We start from the raw sequence: 15,770 nt of genomic DNA, 5'->3' as shown, positions 1-15,770 counted from the left end.
TTTTATAATAAAGTAAACCATACCGCACTACGATAAAAGGGACAGTCACGCTACTGTCCTTTTTTTTGCCAAAAATATCATCACGATAATCGTTTCAATAATTAATATAATGAGCGCCACAAAATAACTGCTAACAAAATAGTTAACCGCCCATGCGTTGTTACGATTAAAATAGCGCATGGTCATAAGCATTGAGATCAATACCAATATCCCTAACTCTTAAATTAACAGACTGCAAATTGTCGAGCTTTAAATTAAATATAGAAAATATCACGGCATTGATAAATACAATAATCACTAAAATATATCCTTGCATATACTGAATAATGACAATGATTGAAATAACCACCACAAGGGATGCAATGTGTCAGAAATAAAACACATTTTACAACAGATTACTGCCTTAAGTGATGTGCCAGATCCTGCGGTACTCAAACGCTTAATCGATGAGCTACGCGTGAGTGATAAAGAGCCTGCGTTAGCCAATCAAAACATTCAAGATCTGATTGATATTTTACGTCAACATCCAGAATATGCAGATGGGCTGTCAAGTTTTGTCTTAAAACTTATTATTGAATATCGTCAAATTGCTTTATATACCGATACTGGCATCATGTCAGATCAAGGGTTTTTTAATAGCCTGCGCCGCCTTATCGGGCATCGTTTTTTACCGCTATTACCACAAGAAGACTCTGTCGTAGAATTGGTCGGTTATTTATTTGATAAACGCTCTGATGAGCGCTGGCTTGCCAATATTGAAAAAGACAAATGGGATGAGCTGGTCAAGCTACTCAAAGTCGATGAGCAGCATTTAAACTTAGTGGCGACGGCAAAAAACAGTATTTTGAACGCCATTATCATTTTATCCTATCGTATCAGCGGCATTGGCTTGCACCCGGATTTGATGGAATTTTATCCGCAAATGCTGAATTATTCAGCATCATTTGTGGCACAAAATCAAGAGGCGGTCTTGTATGTCAATCAGTACCGTGAAGCCCATGAACTTGATACCTTAACGGACATCACTCCTGAAAAAGCGGTGGACCCAGCGCCATTATTGGTCATGATTGAACAATGCGAAGATATCGTTGCCACCATACGCAAGCGGATTTATAAAACCGGTATCTCTATTCGCCTAACCAATATGATGCTACGCTTAGATCAAAGCTTGCAGCGTATGCGCATCTTAACTGAGCTGGTAGCAGACAATTATGATAAGCGCGATCAGGCAATCATTGAGCTGATTCAAGCGCTGATTACCACTGCCAGCCGTCGCTATAGTATTGGCTATTTGATTGATAATAATACCAAGCTGTTGTCACGCAAAGTTACCGAAAACGCCAGCCGCGTCGGCGAACATTATATTAGTACCGATAAAGCGGGCTATCAAAAAATGTTCAAAAAAGCATCTATCGGTGGTTTTATCATTGCTTTTATGGCAACGCTTAAGATATTGGCCTATAACCTAGCCCTCGCACCGATGGGACGCGCCTTTGTAAATAGCATGATTTATGGATTGGGCTTTGTTTTCATCCATATCGTTCATGGAACGGTCGCCACCAAGCAGCCAGCCATGACGGCAGCGGCAATCGCCTCTACCATCTCGGACAGTTCTGGCAAAAAGTCACACCAGTTAAATAAGCTATCAGAGTTAGTGGTCGATATTTTACGTACCCAATTTGTGGCGATTATGGGTAATATCATGCTAGCGATACCAGTTGCCCTGATTATCTCTTTTGCGTGGTTACAATATACCGGCGCGCCGATGATTAATACCGACAAGGCTGCACACTTACTGCATGATCTTGACCCCTTTCATTCACTTGCACTACCACATGCCGCAATCGCTGGTGTGTATTTATTTTTATCAGGTCTGATCGCTGGTTACTATGATAACTTGGCAGTCTATAACCAAATCGGTGCCCGTATTCAGCGCCATAGGCTACTTCAATATGTATTACCCAAATCTTGGTTGCAGCGTTTAGGCGGCTTTATAGAAGCCAACCTTGGCGCCATTATGGGCAATTTCTTATTCGGGGTGTTCTTAGGCAGTACCGCAACAATTGGCTATTTATTTGGCTTACCGATTGATATACGCCATATTGCGTTTGCCTCAGCCAATCTAGCACATGGACTGTTTAATATTTCCGCCAGCCAGTGGGATTGGCAGATTGTCTTTGTCTCTATTTTGGGGGTTGCCCTCATCGGTATGGTAAACCTCATGGTAAGCTTCTCACTCGCCTTATTTGTGGCGCTGCGCTCTAAAGAAGTCAAATTCCTTGAGTGGAGCCGTTTAACCAAGCAGATTTTTAGTCACATGCTCACCCATCCTTCTGACTTTTTCTGGCCACGTGATAAGCCTATGAAGTATGCTCGTATCGACAGCCAAGGACATATGATTTTTGACGATACCAGCGCTCATAAAGGCGGACAACCTATACCCAATAACTATGTTGTGCGCCGTTTGTCTGATGTAAAAATCCTACCTAAATCTAAGCAAAAAAGCATGCATAATGAACAGGCTATCACAGACATAGATTACGATAATAATATCTCAAATGGTGACGCTGATCCTCTGCTAAAAAGTCGGGAAACACACAACACCACCAATCATATCAGCACTAAAAAAACCATTGAACTCGATGATGGGCTGATAGATGAGGAGCTCAATAGCGTCCCTTATAGCAGTGATATTCAATATGACAAAGCGCATAGAGCATTTCATGAGGATAATGAGACGACTGCCCATTATGAAAGCGATAATAGCAACCCTGAAAGCAAGGCCGCGGGCGATGCTAAAACATCACTGCCTAAACCAAAAAAACCACCAAACCTACCCAGTTAATGGGAAGATTTTGGTGGTTTAAGAAATCGTTTGTCTAAGTCAGATAGCTAGGGCATGTCCTCATTTTAAAAATGGAGATAGAAATGAGGACATGCCTTGATATTATGTTTCTGGTTGTAAGCAATGCGCACTTGACGTGATGATTTTGCCATCGCTCAAGCGATACGCCAAGAGATCATTACCCCAAACGCAGCCGCCGTCAAGTGCACGCGCATACGGTAAATCCACCTCACCTTTCAGCGCTGCCCAATGACCAAATAGTATCTTGCGCGTGCGCGGTACTTGCCATTCAAACCAAGGCAGGAAACCCTCTGGCATAAACGCTTCTAACCCTGCTGCAAAGCTAAATTCTAGCGTGCCGTCTTGTTTGCATAGCCGCATACGAGTGAAGTAATTGGCAATTGCGCGCATTTTGGTAAAGCCATTAATATTTGGATGCCAGTCATCAGCAGTCTTACTATATAAATTCGGCAATAAACGATCCAGCTGTTTTAAACTACTTTGCAGTTGTGACTCTAACTGCTGCGCATAGTTAGCTGCTGCCTCAACCGTCCAATGCGGTGGAATGCCAGCATGTACCAATACCGTCTGCTCATCAGGAAAAGCCAATACCGGCTGATGACGCAGCCATTCCAGCAACTCATCACAATCATCGGCAGCAAAAATAGGTGCTGTCTGATCCTTTTTCTTAATCTTTGCAGCACCTCGCCAGACAGCGATCAAATTAATATCATGATTGCCGAGTACTGTCGCAGCGGCGCCTTGCTCACAAAGTGCTTTGACATGACGCAATGTACTTAACGAGTCTTCACCACGTGCCACCAAGTCACCTGCAAGCCATAGCTTGTCTTGCGCAGGATCAAAATCTAATATCTCAAGTAAGTGAAGGTACGCCGCATAGCAACCTTGCAGGTCACCGATGACATACTGATGGCGAAAACTCATAATACCTCTATGCTTTTATGTGATGTTCTTTATGTGAAAATCGTATAGTGTCATGATTTTTACATCATAGCTTCTACACACATACTTTTGACGATTAATGATTAATAGGTTAATTAAACCTCTACTTTACGTGCCTGATTGCTCAAATTCACAAAATCCTTCACACTTAAGACTTCAGGACGCGCTTGTGGGTCGATAGCGCAAGCCGCAAAATCATCCTCGCTCAGCGTTGGCAGCAAGGTTGATTTTTTAAAGATGGCACGTAACGTCTTACGACGATGGTTAAAGGTTTCGCGTACCACAATCGCAAAATACTCTTCGTCTTCTGCCACGATAGGCTTATTGATATGCGGCGTCAGGCGAAAGACTGCGCTGGTGACTTTTGGTGGTGGATTGAAAGCACCACGTGGTACGGTCAATAAATAATCGGTATCACAATGATATTGCATGATGACAGATAGGCGACCGTAAGTCTTGCTACCGACGTCAGCGGTGATACGCTCGACCACTTCTTTTTGCAGCATAAAGTGCATGTCTTGAATCACATCAGCATAACTGAGCAAATGAAAAAGTATTGGCGTCGAGATGTTATACGGCAAATTGCCGACCACACGTAGCTTGCCACGCTCAGGGCTATACAGCTCACGATAATCGACATGCATGGCATTGTCTTTGATAATCGTAAAGTTTGGGTGACTGTTGGCACCGATACGAATACGCAAGCTATCTGCCAAATCACGATCGAGCTCTACCACGGTCATCGCATCGACTTCTGCCAATAGCGGTTCCGTCAGCGCGCCCATCCCCGGCCCAATCTCGATTAAATTGTCATCACGCTCTAAGCGAATGCTCTCAACAATCTCACGGATAACACTACGGTCATGTAAGAAGTTTTGACCAAAGCGCTTACGCGGTTGGTGTTTGGCAGCGCGTAGGCTGTTAGAAATAGATTGAGCATCAAATGTAGTTTTGGACATAAAAAAGTCTTAATGAGTAAAAGATAAAAGGACTATAGCGCTATGGCAACAATATACTGGTTTTATATGCGCTTTTATTTTCTGGCTTTGTAAGACGAAATTATAGCACAGCTCATAATTACACTGTATTTTTGAGATGTTTTAGCGGTAAATCACCTATATCTTAGCGCAATCGATACAGTATTTTTAGTTTACAAATCATTTGCTATAATTTTGATGATATATACAGTTCTCTAGTGAGGACTTGAACCTTTGGCTGTAGCCCAAGTGATTCCAATGGGTATAGACTTTTATATTGAATCAGCATTCATCTGAGTGCACTTAATGAGCTTAGCTTAATGATTACGAAAATTCACCGCTAACTGCTTAGTGACCATTGCCTTCAAATCCGTAGAAACAAACTTGGAGAATTACTATCTTAAAATAGTCTGATTAATTAAAAGAAGAATACTCCCGTTCTTTTTTCATAAGCAACTTGGAACAAATCGTTGAGATTTCTAAGTAATATATTTCTTGGGTTTTTACCAAGATAACACTCCATAAAACCTTCTAAATTTTTTTGAACCGTCCCGACAATATCGAGGCGGTTCAGATGACTTTCTAATACAATATGAAATCAGAATAATAAATAATCAATACAATCAAACACTTAATCTAAGTGCCTATGATACGCATTTTACGCAAGCATTTAAAGACGTCATAGCGGCTGATGGTAGAATATTGGATTATCCCGAAATTATTCAGGGATTTATTGATAATAATGAGCGCGTGATTAAGTTCTTTAAAGCGCATAGACAGATCGTTACTAACGCAGAATTTAACGCAACCAACAATTCAGACTAATAAATTTAAGGTATGCCTTAATCTAAGCATATTAGTCGTTGTCTCAAATTAATTAACTACTACACCTTCAGACGCGGTTTAGCCCTGATAGTAGTGTTTTGCTCGTCTAGGCAAAAAAAATAACGACTTTTCGGATTATTTTTTTGTCTTACTTTATCTCTCTATTCTCACGTTCAAATTCTTTAGTTCACTCATCGAACCTTTAAGCTTATATAACCGTTGAAAATCCATGCTAAAAGGGTCTCAGAGACCTCCATCTTAGAGACAATGGCTTAAATGGCTATCCCTGTGGTGGTGGAGTGATTTGATGCTTCCATAAGTATACTAACAACGCTTTATCTGATTTTAGAGGTACGGTTTACTCTTTTCATCATAACCTCTTACAGTGTTAAGTCTCCGACAATTCCAAGACCGGCCATTATGAGCGCTTGAACAAAATATTGTAAGTTCAAAGACCATTGTGAAGCTGCTGTCATGCTAGCCCATAGGCTTATTTAACAATTTTTGATTATAGTTCCATATAGTACTTAATTTAGTTAGATAAATTAAACATTTGTTTAAGATAATAAATCACTATTTTTAACAATAAAACAACGGTTATGTAAATTTAAATTAACAATAGAACAACATATTTTGAATTTTCAGAGGCGTCTAATATATGTAGGTCGACACAAACAATGATGTTTCAATCACATAATGGAGCGTTAGATTATGCCTTTACATAACAGAAAACGGGTAGATCCTATTGGCGAAGATGCTTATGAAGATCCAATGAGTAATACGTTACTCAATAAATTTCAGTTGCCTCAAAAAAGTACCCAGCCAGAAATTGTTGCCCAGTTTATAAAAGACGAGCTACTCCTCGATGGCAATGCCAAGCAGAATATGGCTACATTTTGTACGACATGGATGGAAGATCAGGTTCATGACCTCATGGACTTATGTGTTGATAAAAACATGATTGATAAGGATGAATACCCACAGACTGCTGAGATTGAAGCGCGTTGTGTTCATATCTTAGCGAATTTATGGAATAGTCCACAATCTCAGACTACCCTTGGCTGCTCAACTACTGGCTCATCAGAGGCTTGCATGCTTGGCGGATTAGCCATGAAATGGCGTTGGCGTCAAAAACGTGAATCAGCAGGATTAGATACTTCAAAACCTAATTTAGTCGTTGGGCCGGTACAGATTTGTTGGCATAAATTTGCGCGGTATTTTGATGTTGAACTTCGCCAAATTCCACTTGAAGGTAATGAGGTTGGTACAAATCCCGAAAAAATAAAAGACTATGTTGATGAGAATACCATTGGCGTCGTTCCTACATTAGGCGTGACTTACACCTGTGTGTATGAAGATGTCGCTGCTATGGCGAAAGAGCTAGATAAAATTCAAAACGAAAAAGGATGGGACATACCTATTCATGTAGATGCCGCTTCGGGTGGATTCATAGCACCTTTCACTCAACCTGACCTTGAGTGGGATTTTCGTATTGATAGAGTGAAGTCTATTAATGCCAGTGGTCATAAGTATGGTTTAGCACCACTAGGTGTCGGTTGGGTGGTTTGGCGCTCAAAAGAAGACTTGCCAGAAGACTTGATATTCTATGTGGATTATCTAGGTGGAAATATGGCAACCTTTGCGCTTAACTTTTCTCGACCAGGTGGTCAAATTGTTGCGCAATACTATAATTTTTTACGATTAGGATTTGATGGTTATAGAGGTGTTCAACAAGCCTGTGTAGATACCGCTCAATGGTTAGCAGATGAAATCTCAAAGTTAGGTCCATTCGAAATGTTTTATGATGGACGAGGTGGTTTACCCGCCCTTAGTTACACCTTAAAAGAAGGAGACTGGGGTTTTAATCTCTATGATTTATCTGACAAAGTTCGCCAGCATGGTTGGCAAATAGCCTCTTATCCACTACCAAATGATCGTCAGGATACCGTCATTCAACGTATTCTAATTCGTCATGGTATCAGTCGAGATATGGCAGCGTTGTTATTGCGTGATATTAAAGCAGCTGTTGAATACTATAAAGCGCATCCAGTTTCACATTCTAGCTCTACTCGTACCTTTCATCACACATAGAAGAGCGTTATGAGTAATCCTACTGTAGTCGGTCAAATATTCGATAAGATAGAGCCTGTTACTGCTTCAGGCTTACATGGATTTTTTCAACTACTTGATACTCAGCCCATAGTATTTATCTTGTTATCATTAGCAGTAGGTACTTATATTGGTAATCGTAGCATCAAGAATATCTCTTTAGGGTCAACAGCAGGTACTTTGCTGGTGGGGGTTGTGCTTTCGATGATTGCACAATCTGTTTATGGTATTACTTATGCCATACCGGGGGTTCTTTCAACCTTTATGCTGCTCCTCTTTATGTATGCGTTAGGGCTTAAAGTTGGACCTCAGTTTTTTTCTGGATTAAAAAAAGGCGGTTTGGCATTCATTAGTATTGGCGTCATTGTCTGGTCACTAAACTGGATTATCTGCTTTTTTGGGGCAAAGTTTGCAGGTTTAGCACCTGGATACGCAACAGGACTTATCTCTGGCAGCTATACCATAACGGCCATACTAGGAGTGGGGCAAGGCGCTTTATCGAGTGGCGCCTATATACCACCGTCAGGGATAACAGCAGAAGAAGTTGGTGCTAATATGGCCGCGGCCTATGCCGTTAGCTATGTCCTATCCACTGTTGGTATCATTTTACTCATTCGCTATTTACCTAAGATTTTTGGTTACAACTCTGCTGAAGAGGCTAAAGCTGCTGAAGCTGATTATAATGGCGGTGCGACAGACCCTTTACCTGGAGCACCTCAGGCATTAACGCTGGGTTTTTCACCGTATGATTTACGCGCCTTTTATGTGACTCACAAAAACATTCTTGGCAAAAGCATCTCAGCGTTAGTCAAAGAATATCCGCAAGCGCCTATCTTACGTTTGGTTAGAAATGGCACGATTATAGAGTTATCAGATGATCCTATCGTTCAACTGAACGATATCGTTACAGTTAGAGCCAATATTCACGATTTGATTTTTGTAGACAATGAGCTTATCGGACCTGAATCTGATGATCAATTGGCCCGCAATGTTCCTATAGAAGTTGCAGATATTCATATTGGCTCTCATGATATTTCAGGTCAAAATATTGATGACCTCAGCGAGTCTGGAATAGGAGGCGTCACGGTTCAAGCTTTATTTAGAGCAGGTAATGAAATCCCTTTAGGTCCTAAAACACAGATTTCTTTCGGAGATGTGATTAGATTGGCAGGTCCGGATGTGGCCTTAAAAATGGCAGGGAAACGATTGGGAGGACGAGTAATATTACCAACCATGAAGTCTGAAATAATTTATCTCGCCGTTGCGATGGTTATTGGATATTTAGTCGGTATTATAACGGTCCGAATTGCAGGTATCCCATTTGCACTAGGAACTTCAGCAGGTTGTATTCTTGCTGGGATTGCCGTTAGTTATTTTCGCAGTCGTAACCCTGAGTTTGGTGGTCCAATACATGAAGGCGCCAGAAGCTTCTTGCAAGATTTTGGTTTAAACGTTTTTGTAGCGGTTTTAGCAGCCAATGTTGGGCCTAAAGTCATTACAGCCTTACATGGTGATACTCTATTATGGCTAGCAGTAATCGGAATAGCAGGTGCGTTAATACCACCGCTCGTTGCCTTCTGGATAGGGGTGAAATTCTTTAAACTTAACTCAATTATTGCTGATGGTGCCGTAACTGGTGCTAGAAATAGTACACCTGGACTAAATGCCATTATGGAAGAGTCAAAAAGTTCAGTCGCTGCTATACCTTATCCTGTCAGTTATGCACTTACGACCGTTTTAGCTTTGATTGGTGGTTATATTTCAATAATTTTATCTTGAGTTTTTAGGACTGAAGTTAGTAGCCAAAGATGATTTCAAATCAGTCTATTTAAAGCATACCCCCAACGGAACCATTAAAACTGACCTCTACATCAATTAATAGACCACTTAAAATAGACTGATATAATTGAACCACTCATATTAGGCCAAATAGTCATGGCTCACACTAAAGTTATCCAATACTGCATCATAAATTTTGCTAAGTCACCGAATTATGCAAAAGGTCTATTAATAAGCAACTTATCCGCCATCTCATTAGCCATCAGTAGTGCTTGGTATAAACTCGTCGCGCTCGCACCGCCGCGTCCTGCCAAATCTAGCGCCGTGCCATGATCGACAGAGGTACGAATATAAGGCAAGCCCAAGGTGAGATTAACCGTATCACCAAAACCGTGCGACTTTAGCACTGGCAACCCTTGGTCATGATACATGGCAATCACTGCGTCACAGTTCGCTAAATGCCTTGGGGTAAATAACGTATCCGCTGGCATCGCCTCTGATATATCGACGCCTGCTTTGATAAACTCGTGTAACACGGGATTAATAATCTCAATCTCCTCCGTACCCAAATGCCCACCCTCGCCTGCATGTGGATTGAGACCGCAGACTAAAATACGTGGCTGTATTAAGCCAAACTTCTCTCGCATATCATCAATGACAATTTGTACCGTTTGCCTTACATTATTAGTAGTAATCGCAGCAGGAATGTCTTTTAACGCTAAATGCGTAGTGACGAGCGCAACTTTCATTGCTTGATTGGCGAGCATCATGACGACTTTATCACAGCCACTTTGCTGCATAAAAAACTCTGTATGACCGCTAAACATAGTGCCATCGAGCAGTTTAATATCAGCATCTATCAGTGCGGACTTTTGCAATGGTCCAGTGACGATAGCAGCCACTGTTTTATTGGTTGCCAACTGATGGGCAATGTCTAACTGCTTGGCGACCATTGCCGAATTGCGAGTGTTAATTTGCCCGCAAACAACTGGTTCAGCACAAGATATATTAAGCAGAATAAAAGCATTATCAACGTCAGTATTTTGCTGCGACATCTGCTCTAAAAAGTTAAAATTAAAGTCGTTGGCATCCATATCAATAGTTTGCCAGATAGGTGAATTTGTCAGCACGCCAGCTGCAACCAACTCATCTGCGCGCTTTGTCATAGCGGTGCTATCGGCGGTGACCCAAACTGGGCGTTCAAAATCCTGCAGTTTACTCTCAGCCGCTAATAGCAGCACGATATCCATCCCTATACCAGCAGGCTCACCAGTTGTTATTAATAGCGGCAATTTTTTTTGTATATCTTGCATAGTAACTACGCCTTTATATTCATATTAAGTCTTGAATTTTATTGTATTTTTTATGGGAAAAATAAGTGCTGACACTTATATTGTATAGATAATTTTTGACTTGTCATAATCCTCATCGAGGATAGATAGTTGTCTATCGGTGCCGAAAAAAGCACATTATGTGTTAAACTTTCGCTTTTCATTATAGCATTTACCAGTCAACACCGAGATCAGGTTTTGGTACTTCAATTATAGTGGCGCGTGGCGTTTTATTTGCTGTATCAGCACCCAATTAAACTCCTATATCAAATACCCATTTACACCCTCTTTTATATCGACTTTTGACACATTAGGCACTCATGGCAGACAACGAAAAAACCGACGACTTACTCAATCAGACACCGCCGCACAATATCGATATTGAAAAGGCATTACTCGCGTCTTTAATGAGTATCGAAGAGGCGTACGACAAGATTGCTGATATCGTTACCAAAGATGATTTTTATGCAGGGCGACATCAGTATATTTTTGATGCTATTGCCCATTTAGCGGCAGTGAATGAACCCTACGATACGGTCATGGTACACGACTGGCTAGAAGCACAAAAACTCCTTAAAAGTGCAGGCGGCGATAGCTACTTGGCAGATATTTTGAGCCAAAGCCCTGCGACCTTGTTTAACCTGACCGCCTATGCTCAGCGCGTACGTGAGTTATCTACTCTACGCCAATTGATCACGACTGGCAATGAGATGCTCACGCTCGCCTATAATCCTAAAGACCAGACCGTTAGTGATATTTTAGACAGTGTTGAGGGTAAGATATTTAGCATAAATGAGCAACATAACAAACGCGCCGAACAGCGTGGACCTGTAGGTATTACTGCTGTTTTGACCAATGTTATTGATAAGATTCAAGAGCTAAAATCCAATCCCGATGGCATGATTGGTTTACAAACGCCGTTTGCTGAGTTAAATAATAAAACCCAAGGCTTGCAGGCAGGTGACTTAATCATTGTGGCCGCCCGTCCTTCTATGGGTAAAACCACTTTTGCGATGAACTTGGCAGAAGGGATTTTATTCAATGAAGATCTGCCTGTTGTGGTGTTTTCGATGGAGATGCCTGCTGAGTCTATCGTCATGCGTTTGCTGTCCTCATGGGGCGCGATTAATCAGACGCATCTGCGTTCTGGGCAAATGAATGAAGACGAATGGGCAAAAATGATGAACGCCATTCAACACTTGCAATCTAAGCATCTTTATATTGACGATAGTACAGCGCTGCCACCCTCTGAGATGCGTTCACGCTGCCGCCGTATCGCCAAAAATCATGATGGAAAACTTGGCGCCATCGTCGTCGATTATCTCCAGTTGATGAAAGTGCCAAACTTAGATGGCAACCGTGTTGGAGAAATCTCTGAGATTTCACGGAGTCTCAAGGCGCTAGCACGTGAGCTTGAATGCCCTGTTATTGCTTTGTCGCAGCTTAACCGCAGTCTAGAAAACCGTCCTAATAAGCGCCCTATCATGTCGGATTTGCGTGAATCGGGTGCAATTGAGCAGGATGCCGATTTGATTATGTTTATCTATCGTGATGAGGTTTATAATGAAAACTCAGATCATAAAGGCGTGGCTGAAATCATTATTGGTAAACAGCGTAACGGCCCTATCGGCACTATACGTTTGGGCTTTGAAGGGCAATTTACCCGCTTTATTAACCTAACGCCAGAATACTATCAAAACGTCAGTTATGAGAATGATGAGTAACCAATCTTATAAAGACTAAGGCTTAATCATAAGCTAATAAGTACTTTTTAACAAAATAGCCAGTGCTGCATTAGCCCGATTGATGCGGTACTGGCTTTATAACTTCATAATTCTACTTATAAAGAAGCCAATTATGCGTACTATCACAATCAAACCACAAGCCATTACTCACAACTTAAACCAAGTCAAGAAAATGGCACCAAACTCTAAAGTCCTTGCTATGGTCAAGTCCAATGCTTACGGACATGGCGTGGCTGCAGTGTTGCCAGCATTGCAAATGGCAGATGGTATCGGCGTCGCCACCCTAACTGAAGCGCTGGAAGCTCGGCAGTTGGGCTGGAACAAAACCATTGGTTTGATTGAAGGTGCATTTACCGCTGATGAGTGGCAACAAGCCATTGAACATGATATTAGCTGCGTGATTCACCATGCACCGCAATTGCAGTGGGCTTTAGAGAATATTCCACCAACCAATAGTGCAACCAGAGTGGTTTGGCTTAAATACAATACTGGCATGAACCGTTTAGGCTTCAATGCTGAAGGCGTTATGGCAGCGGCTAAGCGCCTGCATGAAGCCGGATATCAGTTGATACTAGCAACGCATTTTGCCAATGCTGATGATAGTGCTCATCCATTGAATGCGATGCAGATACAACGTTTTTCGGAGGTATTAGACACCTTACAAGCAACCATTAGCCCAGATATCCAAGGCTCATTATGTAATTCTGCTGGTATCGTTAATTTTCCAGAGCATCATTATGATTGGGTGCGTCCTGGCATTATTTTATATGGTAGCGCCCCTGTGATTGATAAAAGCGCGCATGAGTTAGACTTACAGCCAGCGATGGATTTTAGCGCGCAAATTATCGCCCTGCAAACAGTCCATGCAGACAATGCTATTGGCTATGGCAGTCGCTGGACAGCGCAGAAAGACACTAGAACGGCTCTGGTGAGCATTGGATACGGTGATGGCTACCCTCGTGTCGTAAGCGATGAGGCCTATGTTTCTGTTATCGATACTACCAACAATCAAAGCTACCGATGCGCGGTCATTGGACGGGTGGCAATGGATATGATTGTCATTGATATCAGTACCACACCAGAAGACATTGCGTTAGACAGCAAAGTAATACTGTGGGGCGATTCACCGCACGTCGATGAAGTCGCCGCACATGCAGGTACGATTAGCTACGAGCTACTATGCCGCCTAAGCAATCGCCCAAATCGTATACAAGTATAATTATGCTGACCTAATCGCTATCCATTTATCGCTATCCATTTAATGACTGTTTGCCAGACTGATAAATCACGGCAAATTGGACATTTACATTAAGCCTAATTGCGCTATACTAAAAGTTTGTTGTCACCCCAGTATACGCACTGACGCGATACTATTAAAGACTGATGACGTTTCACTGACTGCGATCGACTGCTAGGATTACTATGAGTTTGCGCCATTTTTTGACCTTATCTGATTTAACCAAACAAGAACTAGAAAACCTTATAAAACGCGCCAGCGAATTGCGCAAGATGCAACACGCAGGCGAGATATATCAGCCGTTTGTTGGTCGTACGCTTGGCATGATATTTGAAAAATCCTCAACCCGTACGCGCATCTCGTTTGAGACGGGTATGGGTCAGTTTGGTGGTAGTGCTATATTTTTATCGCCAAATGATACCCAGCTTGGGCGTGGTGAGCCACTAGAAGACTCCGCTCGTGTTATATCGAGCATGGTCGATATCATCATGATTCGTACCTTTGGCCACGAAAAAGTTGAGACCTTTGCTGAATACTCAAGTGTTCCTATTATTAATGCTTTAACTGACGAGTTTCATCCTTGCCAGCTACTAGCTGACATGCAAACCTATTATGAGCATCGCGGTAGTATCGAAAATAAAATCGTCACTTGGGTCGGTGATGGCAATAATATGTGCGCATCCTATATGCAAGCGGCTCATCAGTTTGGCTTTGAGCTACGAGTAGCAGCTCCTTATGGTTTCGAGCCTGACCCTGAGCTGATGAAACGTTTCTCGCATTGCGTCAGTATTGTCGAAAACGTGCAAGAGGCAGCGAAAGATTCAAACTTAATTGTCACCGATGTATGGGCAAGCATGGGACAAGAGTCTGAACAAAACACTCGTGCGCGCCGTTTTGCCGCTTATCAAGTAACGCCATCGCTATTAGATAAAGCCGATCCTGAAGTGGTATTTATGCACTGTCTACCCGCGCATCGTGGTGAGGAGATCTCTCATGATATGCTTGACGACCCACGCTCAGTGGTATGGGATGAAGCTGAAAACCGCTTACATGCACAAAAAGCCTTAATGGAATTCTTATTACAAGACAAAATCAAACTATAAAAAAATATAGTCATAACCTATTTATCAAAGAGTAAGTATAAAAAAGGCAGACCACATTTAGTATGGTCTGCCTTTTTTATACTTACTCGACAATTATTACTCAGCTAACGAGCCATTTAACGCATCAACGTCTCGACCCCAACGCTACTTGCTTTAAGCAATACATCAGCTTGGTTAGCAGCAAAAATACCATTACACACGACCCCAACGATATTATTCAGTTGCTGCTCAAGCGCTATTGGATTACTAACGTCCAAATCATAAGTATCTAAGATGACGTTACCATAATCAGTCACAAAGTCTTCACGATAAACAGGCTCACCACCCATTTTTGCCAATTGTCTAGCGACATATGACCGGGCTTGCGGCAACACCTCTATCGGCACTGGGAATTCGCGGCCTAGTATCTCGACACTTTTACTCTCATCAACCATGCATATAAATTTCTTAGAAGCAGCTGCCACGATTTTTTCACGAGTGAGCGCGCCACCGCCGCCTTTTATCAATTGCAAATGCTCATTGACTTCGTCAGCCCCATCGATATAAATATCAAGCGTACCCGCAAAGTTCAAATCAATAATCTCGATACCAAGGGCACGAAGTTTGTCTTCAGTGACCTGTGAGCTAGCCACCGCGCCAGCAAGCTTTACGGTCGGCAATAATTCAATCAAACAGTTGACTGTACTGCCTGTGCCTACTCCAAGTATCATGTCATCTTCGATATAACTTAGAGCCGCTTTGGCTGCGGCTTGCTTTTGTGCTTGCTGATCACTCATCATAAATCCTTGACAGAATAAACGTATCGTTTTAAAAAAGGTAAAATGCGCCGCTATTATACCCGATGAGTTTGATGGAT

General features: G+C 42.0%; 10 protein-coding genes. 6 read left to right on the top strand and 4 right to left on the bottom strand.

The window, feature by feature from the left end; translation table 11 throughout:
- Positions 1–364 precede the first annotated feature (364 nt).
- Complete coding sequence (locus tag JFC10_RS02670; protein WP_198331550.1) at positions 365–2,845, top strand: site-specific recombinase; 2,481 nt, start codon at positions 365–367, stop codon at positions 2,843–2,845.
- A gap of 102 nt (positions 2,846–2,947) precedes the next feature.
- On the opposite strand, the gene JFC10_RS02665 is transcribed toward JFC10_RS02670, so the two are convergent.
- Together JFC10_RS02665 and rsmA are read right to left on the bottom strand one after the other, a co-directional pair.
- The gene (locus tag JFC10_RS02665; protein ID WP_198331549.1) at positions 2,948–3,790 is read right to left on the bottom strand and encodes a symmetrical bis(5'-nucleosyl)-tetraphosphatase; all 843 of its coding nucleotides are present in this window, start codon (positions 3,788–3,790) and stop codon (positions 2,948–2,950) included.
- A gap of 113 nt (positions 3,791–3,903) precedes the next feature.
- A complete protein-coding gene (gene rsmA / locus JFC10_RS02660; protein WP_193012287.1) occupies positions 3,904–4,767 on the bottom strand; it encodes a 16S rRNA (adenine(1518)-N(6)/adenine(1519)-N(6))-dimethyltransferase RsmA in 864 nt (287 codons plus the stop codon).
- Between the two features lie 1,554 nt (positions 4,768–6,321).
- Between rsmA and JFC10_RS02655 the strand changes: the two genes are divergently transcribed.
- Together JFC10_RS02655 and JFC10_RS02650 are read left to right on the top strand one after the other, a co-directional pair.
- Entirely contained in the window at positions 6,322–7,701 is a 1,380-nt protein-coding gene (locus tag JFC10_RS02655; RefSeq protein ID WP_193012286.1) for a glutamate decarboxylase, read from the top strand.
- A gap of 9 nt (positions 7,702–7,710) precedes the next feature.
- Positions 7,711–9,498 (top strand): aspartate:alanine exchanger family transporter, encoded by a 1,788-nt coding sequence (locus JFC10_RS02650; RefSeq protein WP_198331548.1) that lies wholly within the window; start codon positions 7,711–7,713, stop codon positions 9,496–9,498.
- Between the two features lie 212 nt (positions 9,499–9,710).
- On the opposite strand, the gene pdxA is transcribed toward JFC10_RS02650, so the two are convergent.
- Entirely contained in the window at positions 9,711–10,802 is a 1,092-nt protein-coding gene (gene pdxA / locus JFC10_RS02645; RefSeq protein WP_198331651.1) for a 4-hydroxythreonine-4-phosphate dehydrogenase PdxA, read from the bottom strand.
- A 347-nt stretch (positions 10,803–11,149) separates the two neighbouring features.
- On the opposite strand from pdxA, the gene dnaB reads away from it, so the two are divergent.
- The 3 genes from dnaB (at position 11,150) to argF (ending at position 14,914) form a co-directional block, all read left to right on the top strand.
- Positions 11,150–12,553, top strand: coding sequence for a replicative DNA helicase (dnaB, locus tag JFC10_RS02640; RefSeq protein ID WP_192520311.1), 1,404 nt, complete (start codon positions 11,150–11,152; stop codon positions 12,551–12,553).
- A gap of 133 nt (positions 12,554–12,686) precedes the next feature.
- The gene (alr, locus tag JFC10_RS02635) at positions 12,687–13,793 is read left to right on the top strand and encodes an alanine racemase (RefSeq protein ID WP_198331547.1); all 1,107 of its coding nucleotides are present in this window, start codon (positions 12,687–12,689) and stop codon (positions 13,791–13,793) included.
- A 203-nt stretch (positions 13,794–13,996) separates the two neighbouring features.
- Positions 13,997–14,914, top strand: a complete 918-nt coding sequence (gene argF, locus JFC10_RS02630; RefSeq protein WP_193012283.1) for an ornithine carbamoyltransferase — start codon at positions 13,997–13,999, stop codon at positions 14,912–14,914.
- 116 nt (positions 14,915–15,030) lie between these two features.
- Here the strand turns inward: argF and rpiA are convergent, their stop codons facing one another.
- On the bottom strand, positions 15,031–15,690 hold the full coding sequence (gene rpiA / locus JFC10_RS02625) for a ribose-5-phosphate isomerase RpiA (RefSeq protein ID WP_198331546.1): 660 nt from the start codon (positions 15,688–15,690) through the stop codon (positions 15,031–15,033).
- Between the last annotated feature and the right edge of the window lie 80 nt (positions 15,691–15,770).

The sequence above is a fragment of the Psychrobacter aquimaris genome (assembly GCF_016107525.1).
Taxonomy (GTDB): Bacteria; Pseudomonadota; Gammaproteobacteria; order Pseudomonadales; family Moraxellaceae; genus Psychrobacter; species Psychrobacter aquimaris.
The sequence above is the reverse complement of the archived record's forward strand: the minus strand, read 5'-3'. Positions and strand labels throughout refer to the sequence as shown.